The sequence below is a fragment of the Aquisalinus flavus genome, assembly GCF_014640095.1.
Classification (GTDB): Bacteria; Pseudomonadota; Alphaproteobacteria; order Caulobacterales; family Parvularculaceae; genus Aquisalinus; species Aquisalinus flavus.
Map to the genome: position 1 here is coordinate 2,346,519 of NZ_BMGH01000001.1, position 23,113 is coordinate 2,369,631.

Genomic DNA, 23,113 nt, shown 5'->3' on the forward strand with positions numbered 1-23,113 from the left:
CCCTAAATCCACTTCATCATGCGGAACAGCCACAATTCCCCGAGCGTGATGCAGAGCAGCAGTCCACAGACAATCCAGAAGGCGTGGTCCATCCCTGCCCCCGGCATACCGCCGACATTGATGCCGAGCAGCCCGGTGAGGAAGCCCAGCGGCAGGAAGATCGCAGTGACGACGGACAGCACCAGCATGTTGCGGTTCATCTCCTCCGAGCGCCGGTCGACCAGCTGGTCGTGGATGATGCCGGCGCGCTCGCGGGTGATGTCCAGCTCCTCGACCACGCGGGTCAGGCGGTCGGCCTCTTCGCGCGAGGCGTTTTGCAGCGTCTCGTGCAACAGGCCGGTCTCGTTCGCGGCAAAGCGGGCATAGGCTTCGCGTTGCGGCGCGATATAGCGGCGGAAAACGATCGCGTCATGGCGCATGGCGGCAAGCGGTCCGCGCAATTCCTCCACCGTGGCCGTCAGCGATTGCTCCTCGAAGACATCGACCCGGTCTGCCAGGTCGTCGACGACCGGCTCCATCTTGTTCGTCAGTCCACGCAATATCTGGAACAGCAGCGTGCCCGCATCGTCAGGCCCGTGTCCGTCCCGCATTGTCTTGCGCAGGTCTTCCACGGCGACGAGGCGGCGCTTGCGCACGGTGATCAGGCGCCCCTTCTCGACCCAGACGCGCAGCGATACCATGTCCTCGCTCTGGCTTTCCGGATTCAGATTGACCCCGCGCAGGGTCATCATCAGGCCGCTCCCGTGCACGGTGGAGCGCGGCCGCGTCTCATTGGCCAGCAGCGACTGCACGACGACAGCATCCAGCCCCGCCTTGCGCCGCAGCCAGTCCTGGTCGGCACCGAGGTCGAGATGCGCCCAGTAAAACCCGCCCTTGGGCACATCCGGCCCGGCGTGCAATTCGTCAACGCTCATCGGCCGGGCCCCGCCCTTGCCGTCGAGCACGAAACCTTCAATCAGCGGCTCGCTCATCGCGTCTCTCCTTGTCCGTCAAGCAGAGCATTGTTCATGAAAAATGAACAGGGCGTTGAGAGTGGGAGAATTTGACCTTACGCCTTGTGGCGGGATTTCATCGCTGCGGCCAGCGTGCCCTCGTCGAGATAGTCGAGCTCGCCGCCGACGGGCACGCCGTGGGACAGGCGGGTAATATCGACCGTCAGCCCTTCCAGCCGCTCGACCAGGTAATGCGCCGTGGTCTGACCATCGACCGTTGCCGACAGCGCCAGCACGATCTCGGTGATCCCGCCGGCCGACGCCCGCTGGGCGAGAGAGGCGATATTGAGATCGTCCGCGCCGACACCATCGAGGGGCGAAATCACCCCGCCCAGCACATGATATTTGCCCTTGAATGCGCCGGAGCGCTCCAGCGCCCACAAATCCGCGACCTCCTGCACGACGCAGATTTCGCCGGTCTCGCGGTCCTCGTCGGCACAGATCTGGCACGGATCGGACGAATCCCAATTGCCGCAGATCGAACAGGCGGTCACCTTGTCGGCCGCCTCTTTCAGCGCCAGCGACAGCGGCGCCATCAGCCCGTCGCGCTTCTTCAGCAAGTGCAGCGCCGCCCGCTTGGCCGAGCGCGGCCCCAGCCCCGGCAACTTTGCCAGCAGCGAGATAAGACGGTCGAGTTCAGGGCCGGCGGGGGTTCTGGGCATGAATGCTATTTTCCGAAATATCTTACGCGCAAGTCCTGTAACCACTCAGCGTCTTGTTGAAAATTTGCGTCGCGGCATGCGTCTTCAAATGCGATCAGGATTTTAACAAAGCCAGCCTGAAAATCGCTTACCGGCATCTGACAGGATGCCCTTCTCTCGCCGCTCCAGAACCCAACGAGACTGACATCCTGTTTTTGGCTGACTGCCGAGATGGCACATGGACTATCCATGAATTCGAACTCGGCTTTTCCGGTGTCTTTTAATCTGTCGAATTCCGCACACCACCAACCAAAAACCGGAGAGACAAAATCCAGCCAGTTTTCATCAGGAAAAGATGTATCGCCAAAATCGAACCAGAACTCTCCACAGAGAACCCTTTCACTGCCTTTTGTGACAGAGGCAGGATTGCAGCGCCACATCCTCAGAACGGCAGTTTCATGCCCGGGGGCAGGGGCAGGCCCTCGGTCAGGCTCTTCATCTCTTCCTGCGACTTCTCTTCCAGCCGCGCCTTGGCGTCATTGATCGCGGCGGTGATCAGGTCTTCCAGCACTTCGCCCTCTTCCGGGTTCAGCAGATCCTTCTCGATACTGACTTTCGAGGCATAGCCCTTGCCGGTCAGGGTCACCCTGACCATGCCGCCACCGGCCGAGCCCTCGACTTGCATCGCGGCAATCTTCTCCTGCATTTCCTGCATCTTGCCCTGCAGCTGCGAGGCCTGTTTCATCATGTCGCCGAAATTCTTCATCATCTGTGTCCTTCCATCCGCAGGGAGGCCGGAGCCTCCCGTTCTTGTCACGCCCTGCCGGTTACCGTCGCCGCCGTTTTTGTCCCAGTCGCTGTCCCAGTCTCTGTCCCAGTCGCTGTCCCCGGGCATATCATATCTGGCGTGCCGGCAGCGGCGATCAAGTCCCGCACCAGACCGTCATAGCCGTTCCAGCAGTCATCCGGGGTGGCTATCTTCTCTATAAGGGATGGATCCAGGTGACGCCACAGCCCCGTCGTCGTCGCCTTGAGGTCATATTGCATCAGGCCGGAATGTCGTGTCGCACTGACCCTCTGCAAGGTGCCGAGCCATGCCGTGCGCGCCTCTGCCGGCAGCTTCTGGCGGTTGATACGCAGGACCGCATCGAAAATCCAGTCGGGCACGCTTTCATTGACACGGCCCATCACCACCGGCCCCGCCGGCCGATAGCCGCAGAGCTCGACGAACCGGCCGGCCCAGTCATCGTCAAAATCGACCGCGACGATCTCCTTCGCGCCAAAGGCGGCAAGGCAATCCTGTTTCAGCATTCCGATATCCAGCAGGCGCCTGACCCGTGGCAATTGCCCGAACGCCGCCACATCCAGCCCCATCCCGTAATGATAGGCGTCGTTGCCGGGATTGATCTCGCATTGCTTGTGATAGGATTTCAGCCACGCCTCCGGCTGCCTGTAGGTCATGAAGATGCTGATCTCGAAATCCTCGAGCAGCGTCCTGAACGCCTGCAGCGCCGCCGGCCGGAAATCGTAGAGATGGTTGGTCAGCCCTTCCGTCGACAGGATCACCGTTGGCTCGTCACATTCGGCCAGCGCCTGTTGCGTGCGCTCGAACCGGCCCCGCTGCAGGTCGGTGACGATGAACTGATGCTTGGGCATCGCCGTGCCCTCGCTCGGGGCGGGATAGCCGATCCCCTGCGCGCGCAGCTGCTCGCGGTGATTGAAACTCCATAGCTGCAGCGAACTGGTGCCGGTCTTGGGCAGGCCGACATGCAGCACCAGGCGCCGGCGGACTTTCAACCGGGCAGGCCTTGCCAGCTGCGCATTCACATGGCTGATGGCACTGCCGACGACCGGGTGGCCGGAGGGTTTGATCGTCCCGTCATCCTCGACACTGCGATGATAATGCAACATCACCGGCGCCGTATCGGCCAGTCGGTGCGCCGCCATATGAGCAGGATAGTTCATCCCCGCAGGCAGAAGTGCCGGTTCGATCTTCATCTCGATACAGGCAAGGGCGAAGGAAATCTGGTCGATATGGAAGGCATAGGTCTGCAAGACATCCGTATGTCCCTCCAGCCACTCGGCCCATTTGCGCCAGCAGGGATGGAGCGCCGGCAATAGCGGCCCCGGCAGGGAATAAAGCCCGCCATTGCGGTTTTCGAACAGCGTCATTTCCTTGCCGACGGTGGTTGGAATGTCCGGACACTGACGAGACAGGCCGGCGCGGTTCAGCAGCACCTCGAAGACCGACAGGGGCGGGTTCGGCCTGTCGACCACCGCTGCCGCAACGGCGCCGGCGGGCAGGTATGGCCGCGGATCGGTCACGAACAGCGTATCGCAATCGCACAGCACCGCCAGGTCCGCTTCCTGCAGGAAGGACGAGCGCAGCTGTTCGATCTTGTTGCAATGGGGGCGCCGCGGATTGATCACCTTGATGGCCCGCGTGCGAATGCCCCGCCTGGTGAATTCTGCAACGTCGTCAGGGCTGGTCCTGTGTGTGTGATGGATGATGATATCGTCGGGGCTGACGCCGGCCAGTTCGGTCAGCCCTCTCAGCCATTTCAGGGCCTGGTGACGGAATATCTCGTCCCTGTCTACCACGCATGAAAACCGAATACCCCCGCCCCCCATGATATCCCCGCCTTATTCTTCTTCGTCGAGGGCACCATCCGCGCCCTCGACATGCTCGCCCCTGACCTCGGCGATCGCCTTGATCCGTACATTCTCGTCAGGGATTTCGGGGAAGGCCTCGCGCGCGGCGATGAACAGCGGGTGGGCATAGACGACGCTGTCGCGGTCATGGCGCAGCGTGTCCTCGCCCGTCTCCCTTGTGTTGATCGACACGGTCCAGCGCTCGCCGGTCCAGTCCTTCAGCTTCGCCGCGATGCGCCCGGCGAGATTGCGCGGCGCGCCATCGGCCGGGTGAAAATCGATCACGCCCGGCTCGAACTTCACGATACGGACGAAGTTCTCGATCTCGTGGCGCAGGCGCGCATCCCGGTTCTGGGAGCATAGCGCGACCAGATCTTTCAGGCTCGACAGGCGGGTCTGGTTCGCCGCTTCCAGCTTCGGCTGGCTGCGCAACCCCGCCTTTGGCGCGCCGGATGGCTGCGGGTCCTGCCGCATGGCGCCTCCGGACACGGCGCGCGCGCCGCCACCTGAATTGCCGCCACCATTGGCAGAGGCACCCTGCATTCCCGCCCCCGGCCCCGCCGGCGCGGCACCGCCGCTTACCTTGCCTTCGGTCAGCATACGGACGGCCTCGTCCGGGGTCGGCAGGTCGGCCGCATAACACAGGCGGATCAGCGTCATCTCGCCCGCCGCGGCAGGGTCAGGCGCGACCTGCGTCTCCTGCAGGCCCTTCATCAACAGCGACCAGGCCCGGGTCAGCCCGGCCATGGGAAATCTCTCGGCCATGCCCTTTGCCTGTGCCGCCTCGGCGGTCCCGGCAGAGCCGTGGCTCGCGGCTTCATCGCCTGCCGCCTTCACCCGTGTGAGCAAATGCACCAGTTCCAGCATGTCGCGCAGGATCACGACAGGGTCGGCACCGGCATCATACTGCCGGCGGAACAGCCGCAGGGCCTCAGCCGCGTCGCCCGTCATCGCCGCATCCAGCATCTCCCAGCTGGTCGCGCGGTCGGCAAGACCGAGCATGTCCTGCACATCGCCCGCCGTCACGGTCTCCCCGCCGGAGGTCGCATGCTGGATGATCGCCTGGTCGAGCAGCGACAGCGCATCGCGCACGGAGCCTTCGGCAGCCCGCGCGATCATCAGCAATCCGTCGCGCTCGACGACCGCGTTCTCCTTCTCGCAAATGCCCTGCAGATAATCGGCGAGAGTGTCCTGGTCGAAGCGCCTGAGGTCGAAGCGCTGACAGCGCGACAGCACCGTCACCGGCAGCTTGCGGATCTCCGTCGTCGCGAAGATGAATTTCACATGGGGCGGCGGCTCTTCCAGCGTCTTCAGGAGCGCGTTGAACGCGCTGTTCGACAGCATGTGAACCTCGTCGATGATATAGACCTTGTAGCGGGCCTGGACCGGCGCATAGCGCACGCTCTCGATCAGCTCGCGAATGTCACCGACGCCGGTACGCGAGGCGGCGTCCATCTCGATCACGTCAGGATGGCGGCTTTCGGCGATTGCCTGGCAGTGGATGCCCTGCCTGTCCATGTCGATGGTCGGCACGTCGATCCCGTCTTCTGTCTCGTAATTCAGCGCCCGCGCCATGATCCGCGCCGTCGTCGTCTTGCCGACGCCACGCACCCCGGTCAGGATCCAGGCATGGGCAATCCGGCCTGACGCGAACGCGTTTCTCAGCGTGCGCACCATGGCATCGTGACCGAGCAGGTCTTCGAAGTTCTGTGGCCGGTATTTCCGGGCCAGCACCTGATAGGGGGGCTTCTGCCCTTCGGCGGGTTTTGGGGTTTCGGTATCACTCATTGCGGATGAGTATGCACCGGAACCGGCCCCGCTTCAAATAGCCGTTATAAATCGAGGGGATACAAATAGAGGTGGAAGACTGAAACGACCCGAGCGGAAACTCGTTACGGCTGCTTCCTTCCGGACCTGACCGGGTTGGCGAGGAACTCGTCCGCCAGCCTTCCACTTGCCGATATCGCCGTTTGAGAGCCGGAATGCAAGGGGGTGACGTGCAGAGTCTGGAAAAAGACCGGAAATTCAGGCGGTTGCCAATCTTATCCCCGTGCCCCGCATCCCGGTTATTCTGCTCCCGTTTCCGGCGAGACAAATGTCTCAAGGTAGCCGGAAACAGGGAGGTTGCCGCCCTTGCCTGCGGGCGGCGTCCTCCAGCAGGCATCCCTGTCGCCCTTGAAAGAGGGAGAGGAGCGGGCGCGCGTCGGCGTCCGTGGCAGGGATCGGCATTCCGCCCAGACGGGCGGACGCGAGAGCTCCTTCAGGGCCGCGCACCGGAATGCCGCCGTGACGGGCGATCAGCGCTTCCACCGCTTGTCGCTTTCGCGCTCAACGCTGGAAGAATGTCCGTCACGGGCCTTCCTCATTCTATCTCAACACCGCAGCGAAACCTGACGGTGCTTTTCGTGCTGCCCCCTCCGCCCCGTTGGGGCACCTCCCCCGTGAACGAGGGAGGAATACGTCGTTGCTGTGTCCGATAGCTCGCCATTCTTCCCCCGCCTGCGGGGGAAGTACCTGCGAAGCAGGGGATGGGGGGCGAAAGAGAAAGTTGTCAACCGAAGCCTGTAAGGCAGACTCTGCCTTACAGGCTTGGTGAGCCATCGTTTTACCGGTGACGATCAGTCAAGGGTGGAACCGCTTCGCGGCGGCGCAGCCGCCCTTGACTGATCGACACCGGTGAAACACCTCACGTCCTATAGGCTCTCGGGCGTTACCCCCTCGGCTTTTTCTTGCCCGGGGCGCGCTTCTTCTCGCCATTGGGGCCGCGCGCTTTCTTCGGGCCCTTTTTCTTCTTCACCCAGGCCGGCTTGCCATCGTCGGCCTGCCCGCCGGGCTTGCCGCCGGAAAAGCCGCTATCGGACGGCGCCCCGTCCTGTTTCCGCGGGCGGCGCTGGAACCGCGGTTCCGGCGCATCGGGGTCGCCCGGGGCAGGCGACCATTCTTCCTGCGGCCGCACGGCCACGCGCGGCTTGCGCGGCGGACGCGGCGCCATCTGAGTCTGGCTGCCGCCGGCCGTGTCGCCATCCTCCCCCGGGCCGTCGACGCGAGCGACATAAAGGCTCTTGTCGATGATCTGGCGCTCGCCGGCATTTTCCATGATCCGGTCGGCCGCTTCCGGCTTCAGCTCGACCCAGGTGGTCGTTTCGCCGACCTTGATCACGCCGATCTCGCGGCGCTCGAACCCGCCGGTCTTGCACAGCATCGGTACCAGCCATTTCGGGTCGGCATTGCGCGCGCGCCCGACGCCGAGGGAAATCCATGACCCATTGTCGAAATCAGGCGGGCGCTTGCCCGGCTCGCGCGGGGCGCGGTCGCGCCCGCCACTATCACGCGGCCCGCTGCGCCCGTCGCGGCCCGTGTGCTCGCGGGCAGGGCGCTCCCGGCCACCGCGCGGCGGCGCGGCTTCGAAACTATCCTGTCCATCCGCCTGCATGTCTTCGGGCGACGACTGGCGGGTGCGCGCCAGCTTGATGAACGCTGCCGCCAGCTTCTCGGGCGGGAATTTGTCGACCAGCGCCTCGGCCAGGTCCATATCGCCCTCGGGCAGGTCCTCGCTCAGGGCCGGATGGTCGAGCACGCGCCGGTCGAGCACGCGCTGGATATCTTCCGTACCCGGCGGCTGCGTCCATTGCGCGGTGACGCCGGCATCGCGCAGCAATTGCTCCGCGCGCCGCTGGGCCCGTCCCGGTGCGATCAGAACGGATGCGCCCTTGCGCCCGGCCCTGCCCGTCCGGCCGGAACGGTGCAGCAGCGCTTCCTTGTTCTGCGGCAGGTCGGCATGGATGACGAGATCGAGCCCCGGCAGGTCAATCCCGCGCGCGGCGACATCGGTCGCAACGCATACCCGGGCCCGGCCGTCGCGGATCGCCAGCAGGGAATTGCTGCGCTCCTTCTGGCTGAACTCGCCCGACAGGGCGACCACGGAGAAACCGCGATTGGTCAGTCTTGCCGTCAGCTTGTTGACGCCCTCGCGCCGGGCGCAGAACACCAGCGTCGTCGGGGCATCGTGATAGAGCAGCAGATTGATGACGGCCTTTTCCACGTCCTTCTGGCCGACCGGGTGCACGACATAGTCGATATCGACATGCTGTTCCCGGCGGGAAATCGTGTTCAGGCGCAGCGCCTTGTCCTGATAGGATTCGGCCAGATGGGCGATCTGCTTGGACACGGTCGCGGAGAACATCAGCGTACGGCGCTGTTGCGGCGCTGCCGTCAGGATCTCTTCCAGCTCCTCGCGGAAGCCGAGCTTGAGCATCTCGTCTGCCTCGTCGAGCACGACCGCCTTCAGCCCGTCCATGCGCAGCGCCCGGCGCTTGATGTGATCGACCAGCCGGCCCGGCGTGCCGACGACGATATGGGCGCCGCGTGCCAGCGCCTGGCGCTCGGTGCGCACATCCATACCGCCGACGCAGGACGCGATGCGCCCGCCCGCTCCGGCATAGAGCCATTCCAGTTCCCTGGTCACCTGCAGCGCCAGCTCGCGGGTCGGTGCGATGATCAGCGCCAGCGGCGCGTCGGCGCGCGGCAGGCTCTCGCCGTCTTCCAGCAGCGACGGCGCCAGGGCGAGGCCGAAGGCAACGGTCTTGCCCGACCCGGTCTGCGCGGAGACGAGCAGGTCGCGGGTGCCGACCTCGGGTGCCAGCACGGCTTCCTGGACCGGGGTCAGCGTGTCATAGCCCCTCTTGTTCAGGGCGGCGGCGAGGGGGGCTGCGACGGGCAACTCGGCGGAAAATTCGGCAGACATGGCAATTCTTTCAGGAGGGGTGGCGGGATTATCGCGGAGCCCTTCACAAAGACAAACCGCTTCCCGGGCGCAGAGACAACACGTCATCGGCGCCAAAAAGGCACTCCATACAGCAAAATCCCGCCACATAAAGGAAAATCGGCTTATGGCACCGGAAATCGCGCCGGTTGGCGGTCACATGAGCGTGTCTGCATCCGCCCCTCCCCCTCCGCCGCTTCCGTGCTAGATAGCCTCCATGCCCGTGATGAACCCCAATGCCTTTACCGGCAACCCGCTCGACCGCCTGTCCGAGAACCGCAAGGACGAGGCCTGGATCGCCGACCAGCTCTCCGCCCCGAGTGGCCGCATGGCGGTGTTCCACAAGGGCCAGCCGCTGATCGATGCAGAGCGCAAGGAACCGCTCTGGCTGTCGCCCGCCGCGCGCAGCGACCTGCCGGCGGATGCGCCCCATATCCTGCTCGGCTGGCTTGACGACGTGCCCTATTCCGCCATCGATGCCTCCGCCGCGCCGGGCCAGCCTTTCGCCGATCTTGGCACCTATATTCCCTTGCGCGAAACCGGCGCCCTGCTGGGCCGCGAGGATCTCGCCATTCTCGGCCAGGCGGCATGGATGCTGGACTGGCACCGCCGTCACCTGTTCTGTGCCCGTACTGGCAGGCCGACCAGGATGCGCGGTGGCGGTGTCAGCCGTATCGAGCCGGAAACGGGCACGGAGCATTACCCCCGTGTCGACCCGGTCACCATCGTCCTGCCGGTCAAGCAGGACCATTGCCTGCTCGGGCGGGGGCCGCATTTCCCGCCCAACATGTACTCCGCGCTCGCCGGTTTTGTGGAGCCGGGGGAGACGCTGGAGGAATGCGTCATCCGCGAAATCCGCGAGGAAGTCGGCATCATCCTGACCGGTCCGCGCTATGTCTTCTCCCAGCCCTGGCCATTCCCGTCCTCCCTGATGATCGGCTTCATCGCGCAGGCGCAGGACTGGGAAATCCTGCTCGACCCGCAGGAGATCGAGGCCGCGCGCTGGGTCGAGAAGGGCGAGCTTGCCGCGCTTCTGGGCGGCGAGCGCCGCGACGACCTCTGGGTGCCGCCGACATACGCCATTGCCCGGCAGCTGATGGAAGTCTGGGTGCGCGAATAGAGGGTCCGCTCAGAGCGGCCAGATCAGCGGGATCATCACCATCGCCACGATGAACATCGCCAGCGACAGCGGCAGGCCCAGGCGCAGATAATCCGTGAACCGGTACCCGCCGGCATTATAGACCAGCGTATTGGTCTGATAGCCGATCGGCGTCAGGAAGCTGGCGCTGGCCGCGAACATCACCGCCACGACGAAAGGCCGCGCATCGACGCCCAGCCCCTCGGCGAGCGCAATGGCGATTGGTGTCATGATGATCGCGACGGCATTATTGGTGACGATCTCCGTCAGCGTGGTGCAGATCAGGTAGACGACGGCCAGTGCGGCCAGCGGCGGCAGTCCGGCCAGCAGCGGCTGGATGGCCACCACGATGTCGGAGATCAGCCCGGCCTTGTCGAGGGCGGCGCCGATGGCAAGCATGGCGAGGATCAGCATCAGCACGCGCCAGTCGATCGCCTGGAACGCCTCATCGGCTTCGAGGCAGCGCGTCGCCAGCACCGTCACGGCGCCGACGATGGCGGCGATCGAAATCGGCAATACGCCGAACGAGGCGGCAAGCACCACACCCAGGATCACCCCGATCGCGATCGGCGCTTTGGTCCGGCGGAAACCGGTCGCGCGCGGCTCGGTGACGTTGACGAGATCATTGTCATCGACGAGGCGCTTGAGGTCGCCCGGTGCGCCCTCGATCAGGATCGTGTCACCGACCGCGAGCGGCACATATTCGAACCGGTCGGCGAGGTTCTCGCCGCTCCGGTGCAGCGCAATCGGATAGACGCCGTAGCGGCGGCGCAAACGCAGGTGGCGCAGGGTCTTGCCGAGGATCCTCGCCCCCGGCACCAGCAGGATTTCGACGACGGTCGATTCCCGCGTGCCGAGTTTCTGGAAATGGTCGTCGACGGCCGTCATCTCGCCGGATTCCTTCATCGACAGGATGTCCTGGACCGGGCTGCGCAGCACGACGACATCGCCCGCTTCCAGCACCACCGCCTCCATCTCCCGGCGCAGGGACTCATTGCCGCGCAGCACGTCGATCAGCCTCGTATTGCCGCGCTTGAAGAAAGCAATATCGACGGCGCGCCTGCCGATATGAGGCGAGCCTTCTTCGATCGCGGCCTCGACCATGAACCGCGATGACGCCGCCCGGGCGCCGAGGTCCTGGCGGCTTTCCCGGTCCGGCATCAGCCGGCGCAAAACGATGAGCACGGTCAGCCCGATGATCGCACCGGTGATGCCCAGCGGTGCGATCTCGAAGATATGAAACGGCGCCATTCCCTGCTGGCGGGCGACGGAATCAACGAGGATATTGGTCGATGTGCCGATCAGCGTGCAGGTGCCGCCCATGATCGCGGCATAGGACAGCGGAATGAGAATGCCGGAAGCCTTGCCATTGATCTCCCCGGCGAGTTTCACGCCGACCGGGATCATCAGCATCACCAGCGGGGTGTTGTTCATGAAGGCCGACAGGACGGCGACGACGAGCAGGAAGACCGCCACCGCCAGCACCGGGTAACGCCTCGCGGGGCCGGTCATCGCCTCGGCCAGCTGGTCGAGGGCACCGGTGCGCACCAGCGCTGCGGAGATCACGAACATGGCGGCGATGGTGACGGGTGCGGAATTGGCGAAGACGCTCAGGAATTCCTGTTCGCTCAACAGGCCAAGCAGCAACAGGATCGCGACGATCATCCCCGCACTGACTTCAGGCGGCCGCCATTCCCGCGCAAAGGCGATGAACAAAACGACAAGAAGAAATCCGACGATCCAGGAAGCGTAAGGCGCAATAATGTCCAAGAAATATCCCCACCCGAAAGAAGCGGACATTACCACCGCGCACAGAACCGCGAAATGATTTTTCCTCAGGCCTTAACGGCCCGCCCTGTCGCGATAGGGATCGGCCTTGTACACCCCGAGAATCTTCAGCGTCGAGGAGAAGAAACTCAATTCTTCCAGGGCCAGCCGGACCGGTTCCTCGTCCGGATGCCCCTCGATATCGGCATAGAACATGGTCGCGGTGAACTCGCCGTCGCGCATATAGCTTTCAAGCTTGGTCATGTTGACGGCATTGGTCGCGAACCCGCCCATCGCCTTGTACAGCGCCGCCGGGATGTTGCGCACCTGGAAGACGAAACTCGTGATGACTTTGCCATCGCCTCGCGTGGCGAAGTCCGGCTCGCGGCTCATGGTCATGAAGCGGGTCGTATTGTGCCCGGCGTCCTCGACATCCGTCTCGATGATCTCCAGCCCGTAAAGTTCTGCGGCAAGGGCCGAGGCGATGACCGCCACGTCGCGGGCGCCGGATTCCGACAGCTGCCGCGCCGCGCCCGCCGTGTCGCCGGCGATTTCCGGCTTCAGGCCCCGCCGGGCGATCACGCTCCTGCACTGGCCGAGCGCCATGGCATGGCTGCGCACGGTCCTGATGCCCGCCGGGTCGGTGCCCCTGACCACCATCAACTGGTGATGGACCGGCAGGAAGTGTTCGTCGACGATCGACAGGTCAGTGTCGGGCAGCAGGTGATAGACATCGGAGACGCGGCCGGCGAGCGAGTTCTCGACCGCCACCATCGCCTTGTCGGCGAGACCGCGGGAGACGGCCTCGAATGCCTCCTCGAACGTGGCACAGGCCAGCGGCTCCAGACCCGGCGCATAAAGCCCGCAGGCGACCTGTGAATAGGCGCCGTTTTCTCCCTGAAATGCTATTTTGCCTGCACCCATGATCCTCATTATCCCTGTCAGATGCCATTATGCGGCAGGCCGTGCTTAAACGACGCGCCAAATGATGCAAGTGCACCGTTGCAAGGCAGCAAGAAGGCCGCTATTACCGCCAAAATGTCAATCAAGCCTTCGCGCGGGGCTGCCGTTCCGCGTGACCCAGATTCCCGGGAAAACTATCCATGAAGGATGAGCTCTTTTTCAACAAATTCGCCGCCGCAGGCCTGACGGTCGCGCTGATGTTCTTCGGCTTGCCGATCCTGGTGAATGTCTTCTATGGCGGCGGGCATCATGGCTCCGCGGCCCACGACGAGGAGATTGACGAGAGCAACCCGCTGGGTCTGGCCTATCCGATCGAGTTCACGCTCGAGGGCGGCCCGGCCGTCGAAGAAGCCGAAGTCGATCTCGGCACCTTGCTCGCCAATGCCAATCCGGCAGCCGGCGAGCGCGCCATAGCCATCTGCCTGGCTTGCCATACGTTCGAACAGGGCGGTGCCAACGGCACCGGTCCGAACCTGTGGGGCATTGTCGGTGCCGACATTGCGGCTCATGCCGGCTTCTCCTATTCGGGCGCCCTGTCCGCGCTGGAGGGCACTTGGACCTATGAGAAGCTCGACGCCTATCTGGAGAACTCCCAGGGCTATGTTCCGGGCACCCAGATGGTCCAGCGCATCGGCAAGGAAGACAGGCGCGCCGACATTCTCGCCTATCTTGCGACCCTGACCAGCGGCGAGCCGGTTCCCTTCCCCGAACCCGCCCCCGCCGAGGCACCGGCCGAGGACATGGCCGAGGCCGAAGGCGCGGACATCACCGTTGACGACACCGCTTCTGAAGAGACCATGACCGAATCCGGCGCCGAGGCTCTGGAAGAAGCCGGTCAGCTCGCCGATGAGGCCGAGGATGAAGCCGCCCAGCCGGAAACGCCTGCGACCGAAAGCGATGGCGAGACCAACCAGGGCGAAATCCAGGAAGACTGATTCTGGACTCCGGGATTGCGACCATGGCTGACATCGTCAATCTCCGCCGTTTCCGCAAGGCCCGCAAACGGGCAGATGCCGAAACGGCGGCCGACGCAAACCGCCGTCGCCATGGCCGCTCGAAACCGGAAAAGCAGAAGGACGCGCTCGAGGCCGATCAGGCAAGGCGCACGCTTGACGGCGCCCGCCTCGACAAACCCGACACCTCCCCCGACACCTCAGAAGACTGATCAGATCCGGTAGATCGCCTGAACCGCCCCGGACTCGGTACTGACCCGGCCGGAGAATTCGCGCGCCTCGTCGATCGAGACCTGCATCGCCGTGGCGTTGGCGTGGATCATGTCCTCGCTGTCGACCATCATCGCGACATGCCCTTTCCAGAAAACCAGGTCTCCGGGATGAAGCGCAAGACCGGTCCAGTCGTCGCGCTCCTTCTTGCGGCGGAAGATTTCAGCGGCACCATTTTCCCGGCACCAGGCTTCCTGCTGATCGGTGTCGCGCGGCACCGGGATGCCGCGCCGCTCGAGCACGTTCTGTGTCAGGCCGGAACAATCGAGCCCGGCGCTCGACCGCCCGCCCCACAGATAGGGAACGCCGAGAAATGTCCGCGCCAGCCCGACCATGTCGGCGGTGGATTCCGCCATGGGCGCGATATGGCCGGAAAACACCCAGCCGCCCTGCGCCTCACGCACATATTTATCCCCGGCATCGGTCCCGGCCTGTAGCTTGGCATTCATCGGCAGCGGGCCGAGAGGCGGCGATTTCAGGTCCGGCTCGCTATAGCGCCAGGTCGACAGCGCGGTGACCCGGTGGGTATTGCGGACGGTCGCCGCGTTCAGCGCGGCGGCCTCGACATAGCCGACATAATTGTCGAACCCGGCCTGGCCCCAGCACCAGCCGTCCTTGGTCTCGTATACGGTGAAGGTCTCGCCAAACAGCAGTTGCGTCTCGAGGCTGCCCTTCTGGTCCGGCACGCGGCGCAGACCGCAGACCGGCAGGATGACCTGATGCGCCATGCCGTCGACGAAGCGCTCCGCCTCGACCTGTCCGTCGAGGTGGCTGGCTGCAAGGTCGGGCCGGGCCGGTGTCAATCGTTTGTCCATGGCGGCCATCATACGAATGACACGCGAGCGTTGCCACACGAAAAAACGGTAAGGTTGCGGGAGCGGAAAACAAGGTGTCGGGGTCGTTTCAGCGTTTCGACAGAACGCTGAAACGATCTAGAAGCCACCGCCGAGATCGGACAGGCGGGTGCGTTCCTCGACGCGGCGGGCGAACTCGTCGACGAACAGCGCGCCATCGGCGGTCTTGCGCACCAGCACGATGCGCTTGTCGTTCGGGTCGCGCACCCGCTGGATGAAACCGAGAATCGACAGGGCATCGAGCGCCCGGGAGATCGCCGGCTTGGGAATGACGAAATCGGCCGACATCTTGCGCACGGTGTGAGGGCCCGGGGTGAGATAGACCGACAGCAGGATCGCCCATTGTCGCATCGACAGGTCCGGCACATCGCGGCGCACGGAGTCGACCATGATGTCGCGCCAGGGCAGAAGAATGTCAGTCGATTGCATCGGCACTCACTTCGCGGACGTTGAAACAGGCCTTTCTATGTGGCCTGATTCATTGCGGATGCGAAATGGGATTGCGCCGGTGCAATGCGCGACCGGGGTGTTACTCGGTCTCTGCAGCAGCCGGGCGGACGAGCCCTGTCGGGACCGTGCCGATGATGATCTCGTCGCCGCGCGCAGGCGCCAGCTCGGCGCGTTCGTGCAGGTTGCGGCCGAGGGTCTCGCCCAGCACGCGGGCATATTCCGGGCTCAGCTGGTCTTGCTCGACGGAGAAGCTGGCCTGCCGCGCAAGGCTGTCGGCACCCGGATCGTGCGCCACGAGGTTGGTCCCGATCCGTGTCGCGCCGTCGCGCCGCCCCGGTTCAGCCATCGCACCCATGGCGGAAATCTCTTCGGCGCTGATGCTGGCCTCCTGCACCTGAGCCTCGGTGTCCGGCGCATAGATCCGGTTATTGGCGAAGACCGAGGCGAAATAGGCACCGGCAACGAGCAGCGCATAGGCCATGAAGGACAGGGAATTGTCCCGGGCAAAGCGCGAGACCAGGCCCATGCGGAAGACATGCCAGATGAAAACCGGGATCGCCAGCGGCACAATGACACCAAGCGCCGTCGCCTTGACGTTCTCCATGATCCTTTCGCGCGTCGCGACCCCGGTCGTGCCGGAGACGAAGGCGAGGGCTGCGCCCAGATAGAGAACCGCGGCGTGCAGGGTCCAGACCGGAATCGTGATGCCGAAGCGGTTGTCGATCATCGCCATCGCGCCGCCAAAGGCGTTTTCCAGAAGGTCGAGATAGACCTTGTTGAAGACCGCCAGCGGCCCGTACCAGGCGTCGACGCCGAACCCGAGCGATTGCGCAATGGCATTGATCGCCCCGACACTGACCGCCACCGCAAAAGCGATAAACAGAACCGGAATCAGCCGCATGTCCTCAAACCCCTTCCCCGGAGAAGCCATACCCCATGCCTCTCCCCGTTTAACTATAGCCGCGAAAAGCCTGGATGAACAGGTGCCTTCTGTGCAGCGGCACCGGCCTGGCTTCACAGCCCCGGAGCCCGACCCGCCGCTGGACAATTGCGACCAATGGAGGCCAGACTGCGACGAACGGTTTTGACCACCCCCCGAGGCTCGGCGACAACAGACGGTGCATTATTGCACCAAATATTTGGGCCCTCACGCATGTTTCGTCTGCGTCCACGCATCTATATCGGCCTGCTGATCGCTGCCATCGTCTACTGGCTTCTGTCCTTCTCCATCGTCTCGCTCGGTGTTCTGCTGGACAGTGGCGAGTGGCGCTTTCTGGGGCAGCGCTTCGGCACTTACGGCCTGTCGATCATCCCGGCCTACTTCACCGGCGTGATCATCTATGCCCTGTTCACGGCGCGCCATGCTGCCCGCTGGCCGTTCTTCATTCTCGCCTTCATCATCAATTCGGTGCTCCACGGCGCGCTCTATGCGGTGATGTACAAGTTCGCCGTGCCGCTGGAATATTTCCGCAGCATGAGCTTCTGGCAGCTGACCCTGTCGGTGTCCCTCGTCAACTGCACCCTTGCCGGCGTCTGGCAATTGATCATCGTGACCTGGGTCATGGCGCGCAAGGCAATCGACAACGAGCACCGGGCAACGAAAGCGGAGAACCTCGCCCAGTCGGCCCAGCTGGAAATGCTGCGCTATCAGCTCAACCCGCATTTCCTGTTCAACACGCTCAACTCGATCTCCAGCCTCGTCGTCGAACGGCGCAATGACGATGCCGAGGACATGATCATGAAGCTGTCCGAGTTTCTGCGCCGAAGCCTCGACACCGATCCGACCGACCTCATCACCGTCGCGGCGGAGCTGGAGGCAATCGACCGATATCTGTCGATCGAACAGAACCGCTTCAGCGACCGGCTGACGGTCAAGGTCAGCGCCAGCCCCGACACTTGCGCCCTGTTATTGCCGCCGCTCATCCTGCAGCCGCTGATCGAGAACACGATCAAGCATGCGGTTTCCGGGGCAACCGATGCGGTGCACATAGACATCAGCGCCCGGATCGAGGATGGAAACCTCGTCCTCAGCGTCGCCGATAACGGCCCCGGCCTGCCTCGGGAAGTTCCCAAGGAAGGGGTCGGCCTCGGCAATATCCGCATGCGCCTGTCGCTGCTGTTCGGCACGGACAGCGACCTGACACTGATGACCCGGCACGAAGGGGGAACCGCAGCCACCATAACAATGCCAAGAATCGAGGCCGCCCAATGAAAGCCAATTCCGTTCTCATCGTCGATGACGAACCCCTCGCCCGCCGGCGCCTGCGCCACGGCCTTGACGGCATAGAGGGGATCGGTGCGATCGGCGAGGCCCGCGACGGCGCCGAGGCGCTGCAGAAGATCGAGCAGGAATCACCCGACATCATCCTGCTCGACATCAAGATGCCGCGCCTGAACGGCTTCGACCTCGTCAGCATGCTGACGGAGCGCGCCGTCGTGCCGGCGATCATCTTCGTCACCGCCTTCGACAATTACTCGGTGCGCGCTTTCGAGCGTGACGCCATCGACTATCTGCTGAAACCTGTCGCCTTTGCGCGGCTCAAAAGCGCGATCGACCGGGCCCGTGCGCGGCTCGAACAGGTCTCCGCCATGGAGCGGGTCGATGATCTGCAGAAGACCCTCGCCGCGCTGAATACAGGCCGCGACGATAGCACGAGGCCGGAGATCGCCGATTTCTGGATCAAGGACAGGGATGTTATCACCCGCGTCACCGCAGCGAGTATCATCTGGATCGAGGCCGAGCGCGACTATGTCCGGCTGCATCTCGACGGACGCACTCATTTGATGCGCTCGACCCTGACATCGGTAGAGGAGAAACTGCCCGAAAGTGCCTTCCTGCGCGTCCATCGCTCGGCCATCGTCAACCGGCGCCAGATCGAGAGTCTCAGCCACTCCTCGACCGGCGCCTATACGCTGCATTTGCGCAATGGCGACAGCGTGCCGGTCGGCCGGTCCTACAAGAAGCAGATCCTCGCCGAGATCGAGGAGACGCGCACAGCCGGCCAATAAAAAAACCCGGGCGTGGGTAACGCCCGGGCACGCGGCTGGTAAGACCGCAGGTTTCCAAGATTCGCTCAAACCGCACGAGGGTGCGATTGAACGTGTCCATTATGTGGGAATGGTCGCCCGATTTTCCAGCGGCAATCGATAAACGGGCCACAAAATGCTACCAGCGGCAATTTTTTTAGCCTAACTAATACTCTAGTTCTAATTTCGCGATGATACTTTATCACAAACCTCATCAGTATCGCCGCTGCTGCAGGGCGCTGAGGCTGGTTTCGTCCTGGCGTTCCTCTTCCTGCTGGCCGGCAACGACTTCGAGCCGCGCGATAACGTCCTGCATCGCCGTGACCTTGCCGATGATCGCGCGCAGCGCCTCCTCGCGCGCTGCGATCTCCGGCTGCAGTTTTTCCGCCTGCTTCAGACACTCAGCCGCGCGCTTGCGCAGGGCAAGCCCGGTGCGGTCGGCAGCCAGCATCGCCCCGGCGCTCGGCGCATCCCCTTCGGCGATCGTGGCCAATGCCTGCTCGCGAAGCGTCTCCGCCTGTCCCGTCAATCTGCGCTTTTCGGACAGGACGGCGGCCAGCGCCCGTTCCGCTGCCGTCTGGCGGATTTTCAGCAGGCGGAAGATTTCGTGATACTTCTCAAGCTCTTTCATCGCCTCGCTCCCTTACCGGCCTCTCGCCTTCATCTTCTTGCGCATCGTGTCGGAGAAATGGATCGCGGCGGCGACGGCGGCATAGTGGTCAGGCTGGATCACCTCGCCGATCTCGACACCGGCATAGAGCGAGCGCGCGGTCGGCGGGTCCGAGCGGATCGGCACACCGGCTTCCGCCGCATGTTCCTTGATCCGCTGCGCCACGCCATCGACGCCCTTGGCGACGCATTCGGGCAGGGAATCCTTCTTGCGCGACCATTTCAGCGCGACGGCATAGTGCTCCGGGTTGACGATGACGACGTCGGCGCTCTTGACATCTTTCAACATGGTCGAGGTTGCGATCACCTGGGCGCGCTTGCGCCGTTCCTGCTTCTGGTGCGGGTCCCCTTCCTGGTCCTTCTGTTCCTTGCGCACTTCCTCGAAGGTCATCTTCAGCTTTTGCGCATGGCGGTGGCGCTGCCACGGCAGGTCGACGGCGGCAATCGCGCCGGAGGCGATGATGATATAGATCATCAGCATCAGGATCTGATCGCGCAGCTCGCCCGGCAACAGGCCGGCCTGCAACTGCGAATAGCCCGGCAGGTCGAAATATTGCTGCCACAGGTATAGCCCGGTGATGATCGCGACGGTCAGCATCTTCACGCCGCTCTTGACGAACTCGCCGATCCCGTCCGGGCCGTATTTCTGCTTGGCATTGTCGATCGGATTGATCTTGCTCATCTTCGGCTTGATCTTGTCCGTCGCGAAAACGATCGATTGCTGCGCCACGAGGGAGGAGATGATGAACGCCGCCGGAATGACGAAGACCGGCGCCAGCAGCGACCCGAAGCTGATCATCAGATCGGCAAACAGCTTCTTGTCGGGATTGAACAGCAATTCATAGGCATAGGCATCGGGCATGGCGAGGAAGCTCGTCAGCCGGCTCGCCATCGCCGTCGCCGCACTGCCGCCGACCAGCATGATCATGACCGCGAATCCGGCATAGAGCATGAAGGTGTTCGCCTCGCGCGACTGCGGTACGTCGCCCTTCTTGCGCGCCTCGGCAATCTTGTGCGCGGTGGCGTCGAATGACTTTTCCTGGCCTTCGTCCTGTCCCTCGGCCACGGCCTATCTCCCCATCGCGATGATGTCGTCGAGCACGCTGGAGAAGCCGCCGGCCCAGACTGTCAGGATCGTCGTCGCGCACAGGAAGAACAACAAGAGCCCCGCCCCGGTGATCGCCGGGATACCGACAAAGGCGACCATCAGCTGCGGCATTGCCCGGCTGATCGCGCCGAGCATCACGTTATAGATGAAGTTCAGGATCACGAAGGGCAGCGACAGGGCGAGCGCGAAGGAAAACGCTTCCATCGAGCGCTCCACGGACCAATAGGCCGCCGTATCGGTATCGGCAAACGCGCCGAGCGCGAACGTGTCATAGGACTGGATCAGCACACGGATCGCCTCGATATGCAGATCCATGGTCACCGCCAGCGCCGTGCCGGCGAGGATCAGGATCGAGGAGATCGTCGTATTGGGCTCTTCCGACGTGGAGCCAAGCAGCTGCGACAACGACATCGCCTGGGCGATGATCGTGCCCGCCATCTGCAGCACCCAGATCATCACCCGGAAGGCAAAGCCGAGAATGAACCCGCTGAACGCCTCGGCAAAGAACGCTGCCGTGATCGTCGCCGCGCTGGTCGTGTCGACTTCATAGCGCGCGAGCACCGGCGGCACGATCATCCAGGTGATGACGAAGGCCGCGATCAGCCGCGCCCGCATGGGGATCTGCGTCTCGCCAATGCCTGGCAGGAAAAACGCCAGCACCGATACCCGCACGAAGACGGCCATGACGCTGGCGATATAGTCGCCATTGTCGAGGATCATCTGGTTGACGGGTTCGAGAAACTCCATGGCGCGGAGTCTTACGCGATTCCCACGATCGCAGGCTGTTCTGACGGCGGGATTTCCTCATAGGCGATGACCGGGTTGCGGATGCCCTTGGCCGCCAGCACGGTCTTCAGGAAGCGGCGGCGGCGGGTCGAGGTCGCGATCGCCGCATAGGTCCCGCGCGAGGCGGAATGGTTCAGCTTCTCCTGTATGGCGCCGGCGAGGCGATTGAACTCGCCTGGCGGCAGGGCGATGTCGGTCTGGCCGTTCTTGCCGGTCAGCTCGTGCTCGGTGAACAGCTCTTCCCATTTGGGGCCCAGCTGGACCAGGGGCAGCTTGCCGGCATCGTCGCGCAGCTTGAAGATGAACTGGAACGACAGGCGCTGGCGCACGAACTCCGCGATCTGTTCGGCCGAATTGAGCGAGCCTTTCACTTCGGAGATCGTCTCAAGGATTACGGCGAGGTTGCGGATCGAGACCCGCTCTTCCAGCAGCAATCGCAGGACCGATTGCAGCGTGTCCTCGGGCACTTTATCCGGCACGAATTCGTCGAGAATGCGCTGATTGCCCTTGGAACGCTCCGGGCTCGTGAGATGGGTGAACGCGTCGAGGATCTCGCGCAGGGCCCGGCGGGTCATCAGCTTGCCGAAATTGGCCTGGATCGTTTCGAGGATATGGGTCGCCAGCACTTCCGGCGCCTCGACCACCGGCACGCCGTTCATCAGCAGTTCCTCGCGCTGGCCGGTCGCCACCCAGCGCGCCGACGCGCCATAGACAGGCTCCTTGACCTTGTCGCCGCGGATCTCCGGATGGGCATTGTCTTCCATCAGGGCGAGCAGATGGTTCGGCACGATCTTGTTGGCGGCAACCTCCGTGCCCTGGATCTTGATGCGGTATTTCCCGGACTCGAGCGACGCAGAATCCGTCAGACGGATCGATGGAACGATGAAGCCATATTCCTCGGCGATATATTTCCGGATCTTCTCGATACGCTGGTCGAAGCCGAATTCCGGGTCCATCGTCACCGGCACGAGGTCCTTGGCAAGCTCGATATGGATATCGTCAAGGTCGAGCACATCGCCGAGCAGCTTCTCCGGCTCGATCGCATCCTCCGCCTTCTGGCGTTTCACTTCGGTCTCTGCTGCCTTCTTGCGCTTTTGTTGTTCCTGCCAGGCGAAGAACGCGAGAATCCCCGCCGCGACCGTGAACGGCAGGAAGGGCAGGCCCGGCATCAGGCCGAAAACGAGAAGGATGCCGGCGACGGTATAAAGCGCGGCCGGATGCTTGCCGAGCTGGTCGAAAAGCGCGAGGTCGACCGACCCCTCGCCCCGGCCCTTGGACAGGAGAAGCGCGGCCGAGATCGAGATGATGACGGCCGGGATCTGCGAGACCAGCCCGTCGCCCACCGTCAGGATCGAATAGTTCTGCACCGCCTCGCCGAAGGAGAGCTGGTGCACGCCGAGGCCGATCGCCATGCCGGCGATCAGGTTCAGGAGCGTAATCAGAAGCCCGGCAATCGCATCGCCCTTGACGAATTTCGACACACCGTCGAGCGAGCCGAGGAAGGACGCTTCCTCCTGTTCGACCTCGCGGCGGCGCTTGGCTTCTTCATGGCTGATGGCGCCGGCGGCAACGTCAGAGTCGATGGCGAGCTGGCGGCCCGGCATGGCGTCGAGGGCAAAGCGCGCGCCAACCTCAGCCATCCGGCCCGCGCCCTTGGTGATGACCATGAAGTTGACGATGATCAGCACGCAGAACACGATCAGGCCGAGAAACATGTTCCCGCCCATGATGAACATGGCGAACCCCTCGATCACCCCGCCCGCGGCATCGGTGCCGGTATGCCCTTCACCGATGATCAGCTTGGTCGAGGAGATGTTCAGTGACAGCCGCAGCAGCAGCGAGGCCAGCAGGATCGACGGGAAGGACGAGAAGTCGAGCGGCTTTTCGATGAACAGGGTGATGGTGAAGATCAGGATCGCGAAGGCAAAGGACGCCGTCAGCCCGACATCGAGCATCCACGCCGGAATCGGCAGCACCATCATGACAATGACGACCATCAACGCCAGCGCGAGCAGCACTGTCGGCTGGTAGAGCGACCGGATACTCAGCTCAGGCATTGATCCCCATCATAGACCCTGCAC

General features: G+C 63.6%; 21 protein-coding genes and 1 other RNA gene. 5 read left to right on the forward strand and 17 right to left on the reverse strand.

What is annotated here, in order from left to right; translation table 11 throughout:
• Positions 1-2: 2 nt before the first annotated feature.
• From IEV88_RS10625 to IEV88_RS10660, 8 genes are all read right to left on the reverse strand, one after another.
• On the reverse strand, positions 3-971 hold the full coding sequence (locus IEV88_RS10625) for a zinc transporter ZntB (protein WP_188158468.1): 969 nt from the start codon (positions 969-971) through the stop codon (positions 3-5).
• Between the two features lie 77 nt (positions 972-1,048).
• Positions 1,049-1,654, reverse strand: a complete 606-nt coding sequence (gene recR, locus IEV88_RS10630) for a recombination mediator RecR (RefSeq protein WP_188158467.1) — start codon at positions 1,652-1,654, stop codon at positions 1,049-1,051.
• Positions 1,655-1,659: 5 nt separating this feature from the next.
• Positions 1,660-2,073 (reverse strand): hypothetical protein, encoded by a 414-nt coding sequence (locus IEV88_RS10635; RefSeq protein ID WP_188158466.1) that lies wholly within the window; start codon positions 2,071-2,073, stop codon positions 1,660-1,662.
• 2 nt (positions 2,074-2,075) lie between these two features.
• Positions 2,076-2,399, reverse strand: a complete 324-nt coding sequence (locus tag IEV88_RS10640) for a YbaB/EbfC family nucleoid-associated protein (protein WP_188159211.1) — start codon at positions 2,397-2,399, stop codon at positions 2,076-2,078.
• Positions 2,400-2,446: 47 nt separating this feature from the next.
• Positions 2,447-4,234: a hypothetical protein gene (locus tag IEV88_RS10645; protein ID WP_188158465.1), complete on the reverse strand. Its 1,788-nt coding sequence runs from the start codon at positions 4,232-4,234 to the stop codon at positions 2,447-2,449.
• 42 nt (positions 4,235-4,276) lie between these two features.
• The gene (locus tag IEV88_RS10650; RefSeq protein ID WP_188158464.1) at positions 4,277-6,073 is read right to left on the reverse strand and encodes a DNA polymerase III subunit gamma/tau; all 1,797 of its coding nucleotides are present in this window, start codon (positions 6,071-6,073) and stop codon (positions 4,277-4,279) included.
• Positions 6,074-6,141: 68 nt separating this feature from the next.
• Positions 6,142-6,239: signal recognition particle sRNA small type (gene ffs / locus IEV88_RS10655), an RNA gene on the reverse strand.
• A 756-nt stretch (positions 6,240-6,995) separates the two neighbouring features.
• Entirely contained in the window at positions 6,996-9,029 is a 2,034-nt protein-coding gene (locus tag IEV88_RS10660) for a DEAD/DEAH box helicase (RefSeq protein ID WP_188158463.1), read from the reverse strand.
• Positions 9,030-9,264: 235 nt separating this feature from the next.
• Between IEV88_RS10660 and nudC the strand changes: the two genes are divergently transcribed.
• Positions 9,265-10,167, forward strand: coding sequence for an NAD(+) diphosphatase (nudC, locus tag IEV88_RS10665; RefSeq protein WP_188158462.1), 903 nt, complete (start codon positions 9,265-9,267; stop codon positions 10,165-10,167).
• A gap of 9 nt (positions 10,168-10,176) precedes the next feature.
• Here nudC and IEV88_RS10670 read toward each other — a convergent pair whose 3' ends face one another.
• Complete coding sequence (locus IEV88_RS10670; protein ID WP_206711202.1) at positions 10,177-11,955, reverse strand: SLC13 family permease; 1,779 nt, start codon at positions 11,953-11,955, stop codon at positions 10,177-10,179.
• Positions 11,956-12,027: 72 nt separating this feature from the next.
• Positions 12,028-12,876 carry a prephenate dehydratase gene (locus tag IEV88_RS10675; RefSeq protein ID WP_188158460.1) on the reverse strand — a complete coding sequence of 283 codons (849 nt, stop codon included), beginning with the start codon at positions 12,874-12,876 and terminating at the stop codon, positions 12,028-12,030.
• 179 nt (positions 12,877-13,055) lie between these two features.
• Here IEV88_RS10675 and IEV88_RS10680 point away from each other — a divergent pair, with 179 nt between their 5' ends.
• Positions 13,056-13,850, forward strand: coding sequence for a c-type cytochrome (locus IEV88_RS10680; RefSeq protein WP_188158459.1), 795 nt, complete (start codon positions 13,056-13,058; stop codon positions 13,848-13,850).
• Positions 13,851-13,873: 23 nt separating this feature from the next.
• Positions 13,874-14,080 (forward strand): DUF4169 family protein, encoded by a 207-nt coding sequence (locus IEV88_RS10685; protein WP_188158458.1) that lies wholly within the window; start codon positions 13,874-13,876, stop codon positions 14,078-14,080.
• Here IEV88_RS10685 and IEV88_RS10690 read toward each other — a convergent pair whose 3' ends face one another.
• The 3 genes from IEV88_RS10690 to IEV88_RS10700 all read right to left on the reverse strand — a co-directional run bounded on the left by IEV88_RS10690 (position 14,081) and on the right by IEV88_RS10700 (position 16,343).
• Positions 14,081-14,953 (reverse strand): C40 family peptidase, encoded by an 873-nt coding sequence (locus tag IEV88_RS10690; RefSeq protein ID WP_188158457.1) that lies wholly within the window; start codon positions 14,951-14,953, stop codon positions 14,081-14,083.
• Between the two features lie 117 nt (positions 14,954-15,070).
• Positions 15,071-15,421 carry a MarR family transcriptional regulator gene (locus tag IEV88_RS10695; protein WP_188158456.1) on the reverse strand — a complete coding sequence of 117 codons (351 nt, stop codon included), beginning with the start codon at positions 15,419-15,421 and terminating at the stop codon, positions 15,071-15,073.
• A 100-nt stretch (positions 15,422-15,521) separates the two neighbouring features.
• Positions 15,522-16,343, reverse strand: a complete 822-nt coding sequence (locus IEV88_RS10700; protein ID WP_188158455.1) for a hypothetical protein — start codon at positions 16,341-16,343, stop codon at positions 15,522-15,524.
• 252 nt (positions 16,344-16,595) lie between these two features.
• Between IEV88_RS10700 and IEV88_RS10705 the strand changes: the two genes are divergently transcribed.
• Positions 16,596-17,654, forward strand: coding sequence for a sensor histidine kinase (locus IEV88_RS10705; protein WP_188158454.1), 1,059 nt, complete (start codon positions 16,596-16,598; stop codon positions 17,652-17,654).
• Complete coding sequence (locus IEV88_RS10710; protein ID WP_188158453.1) at positions 17,651-18,451, forward strand: LytR/AlgR family response regulator transcription factor; 801 nt, start codon at positions 17,651-17,653, stop codon at positions 18,449-18,451. The genes IEV88_RS10705 and IEV88_RS10710 overlap by 4 nt, the downstream gene beginning before the upstream one ends.
• Before the next feature lie 232 nt (positions 18,452-18,683).
• Here IEV88_RS10710 and IEV88_RS10715 read toward each other — a convergent pair whose 3' ends face one another.
• The 4 genes from IEV88_RS10715 to flhA are packed head-to-tail and all read right to left on the reverse strand — an operon-like array spanning position 18,684 to position 23,089.
• On the reverse strand, positions 18,684-19,100 hold the full coding sequence (locus tag IEV88_RS10715) for a hypothetical protein (protein WP_188158452.1): 417 nt from the start codon (positions 19,098-19,100) through the stop codon (positions 18,684-18,686).
• Between the two features lie 12 nt (positions 19,101-19,112).
• Positions 19,113-20,204 (reverse strand): flagellar type III secretion system protein FlhB, encoded by a 1,092-nt coding sequence (flhB, locus tag IEV88_RS10720; RefSeq protein WP_188158451.1) that lies wholly within the window; start codon positions 20,202-20,204, stop codon positions 19,113-19,115.
• A 3-nt stretch (positions 20,205-20,207) separates the two neighbouring features.
• Complete coding sequence (locus IEV88_RS10725) at positions 20,208-20,993, reverse strand: flagellar biosynthetic protein FliR (protein ID WP_188158450.1); 786 nt, start codon at positions 20,991-20,993, stop codon at positions 20,208-20,210.
• A gap of 11 nt (positions 20,994-21,004) precedes the next feature.
• Positions 21,005-23,089: a flagellar biosynthesis protein FlhA gene (flhA, locus tag IEV88_RS10730; RefSeq protein ID WP_188158449.1), complete on the reverse strand. Its 2,085-nt coding sequence runs from the start codon at positions 23,087-23,089 to the stop codon at positions 21,005-21,007.
• Between the last annotated feature and the right edge of the window lie 24 nt (positions 23,090-23,113).

What these genes read in the sequence shown, in the direction of transcription:
- IEV88_RS10625 (WP_188158468.1), bottom strand. Translation starts at nt 971, where the DNA reads ATGAGCGAGCCGCTGATTGAAGGTTTCGTGCTCGACGGCAAGGGCGGG.
- recR (WP_188158467.1), bottom strand. Translation starts at nt 1,654, where the DNA reads ATGCCCAGAACCCCCGCCGGCCCTGAACTCGACCGTCTTATCTCGCTG.
- IEV88_RS10635 (WP_188158466.1), bottom strand. Translation starts at nt 2,073, where the DNA reads ATGTGGCGCTGCAATCCTGCCTCTGTCACAAAAGGCAGTGAAAGGGTT.
- IEV88_RS10640 (WP_188159211.1), bottom strand. Translation starts at nt 2,399, where the DNA reads ATGAAGAATTTCGGCGACATGATGAAACAGGCCTCGCAGCTGCAGGGC.
- IEV88_RS10650 (WP_188158464.1), bottom strand. Translation starts at nt 6,073, where the DNA reads ATGAGTGATACCGAAACCCCAAAACCCGCCGAAGGGCAGAAGCCCCCC.
- IEV88_RS10660 (WP_188158463.1), bottom strand. Translation starts at nt 9,029, where the DNA reads ATGTCTGCCGAATTTTCCGCCGAGTTGCCCGTCGCAGCCCCCCTCGCC.
- nudC (WP_188158462.1), top strand. Translation starts at nt 9,265, where the DNA reads ATGCCCGTGATGAACCCCAATGCCTTTACCGGCAACCCGCTCGACCGC.
- IEV88_RS10675 (WP_188158460.1), bottom strand. Translation starts at nt 12,876, where the DNA reads ATGGGTGCAGGCAAAATAGCATTTCAGGGAGAAAACGGCGCCTATTCA.
- IEV88_RS10680 (WP_188158459.1), top strand. Translation starts at nt 13,056, where the DNA reads ATGAAGGATGAGCTCTTTTTCAACAAATTCGCCGCCGCAGGCCTGACG.
- IEV88_RS10685 (WP_188158458.1), top strand. Translation starts at nt 13,874, where the DNA reads ATGGCTGACATCGTCAATCTCCGCCGTTTCCGCAAGGCCCGCAAACGG.
- IEV88_RS10690 (WP_188158457.1), bottom strand. Translation starts at nt 14,953, where the DNA reads ATGGACAAACGATTGACACCGGCCCGGCCCGACCTTGCAGCCAGCCAC.
- IEV88_RS10695 (WP_188158456.1), bottom strand. Translation starts at nt 15,421, where the DNA reads ATGCAATCGACTGACATTCTTCTGCCCTGGCGCGACATCATGGTCGAC.
- IEV88_RS10700 (WP_188158455.1), bottom strand. Translation starts at nt 16,343, where the DNA reads ATGCGGCTGATTCCGGTTCTGTTTATCGCTTTTGCGGTGGCGGTCAGT.
- IEV88_RS10705 (WP_188158454.1), top strand. Translation starts at nt 16,596, where the DNA reads ATGTTTCGTCTGCGTCCACGCATCTATATCGGCCTGCTGATCGCTGCC.
- IEV88_RS10710 (WP_188158453.1), top strand. Translation starts at nt 17,651, where the DNA reads ATGAAAGCCAATTCCGTTCTCATCGTCGATGACGAACCCCTCGCCCGC.
- IEV88_RS10715 (WP_188158452.1), bottom strand. Translation starts at nt 19,100, where the DNA reads ATGAAAGAGCTTGAGAAGTATCACGAAATCTTCCGCCTGCTGAAAATC.
- IEV88_RS10725 (WP_188158450.1), bottom strand. Translation starts at nt 20,993, where the DNA reads ATGGAGTTTCTCGAACCCGTCAACCAGATGATCCTCGACAATGGCGAC.
- flhA (WP_188158449.1), bottom strand. Translation starts at nt 23,089, where the DNA reads ATGCCTGAGCTGAGTATCCGGTCGCTCTACCAGCCGACAGTGCTGCTC.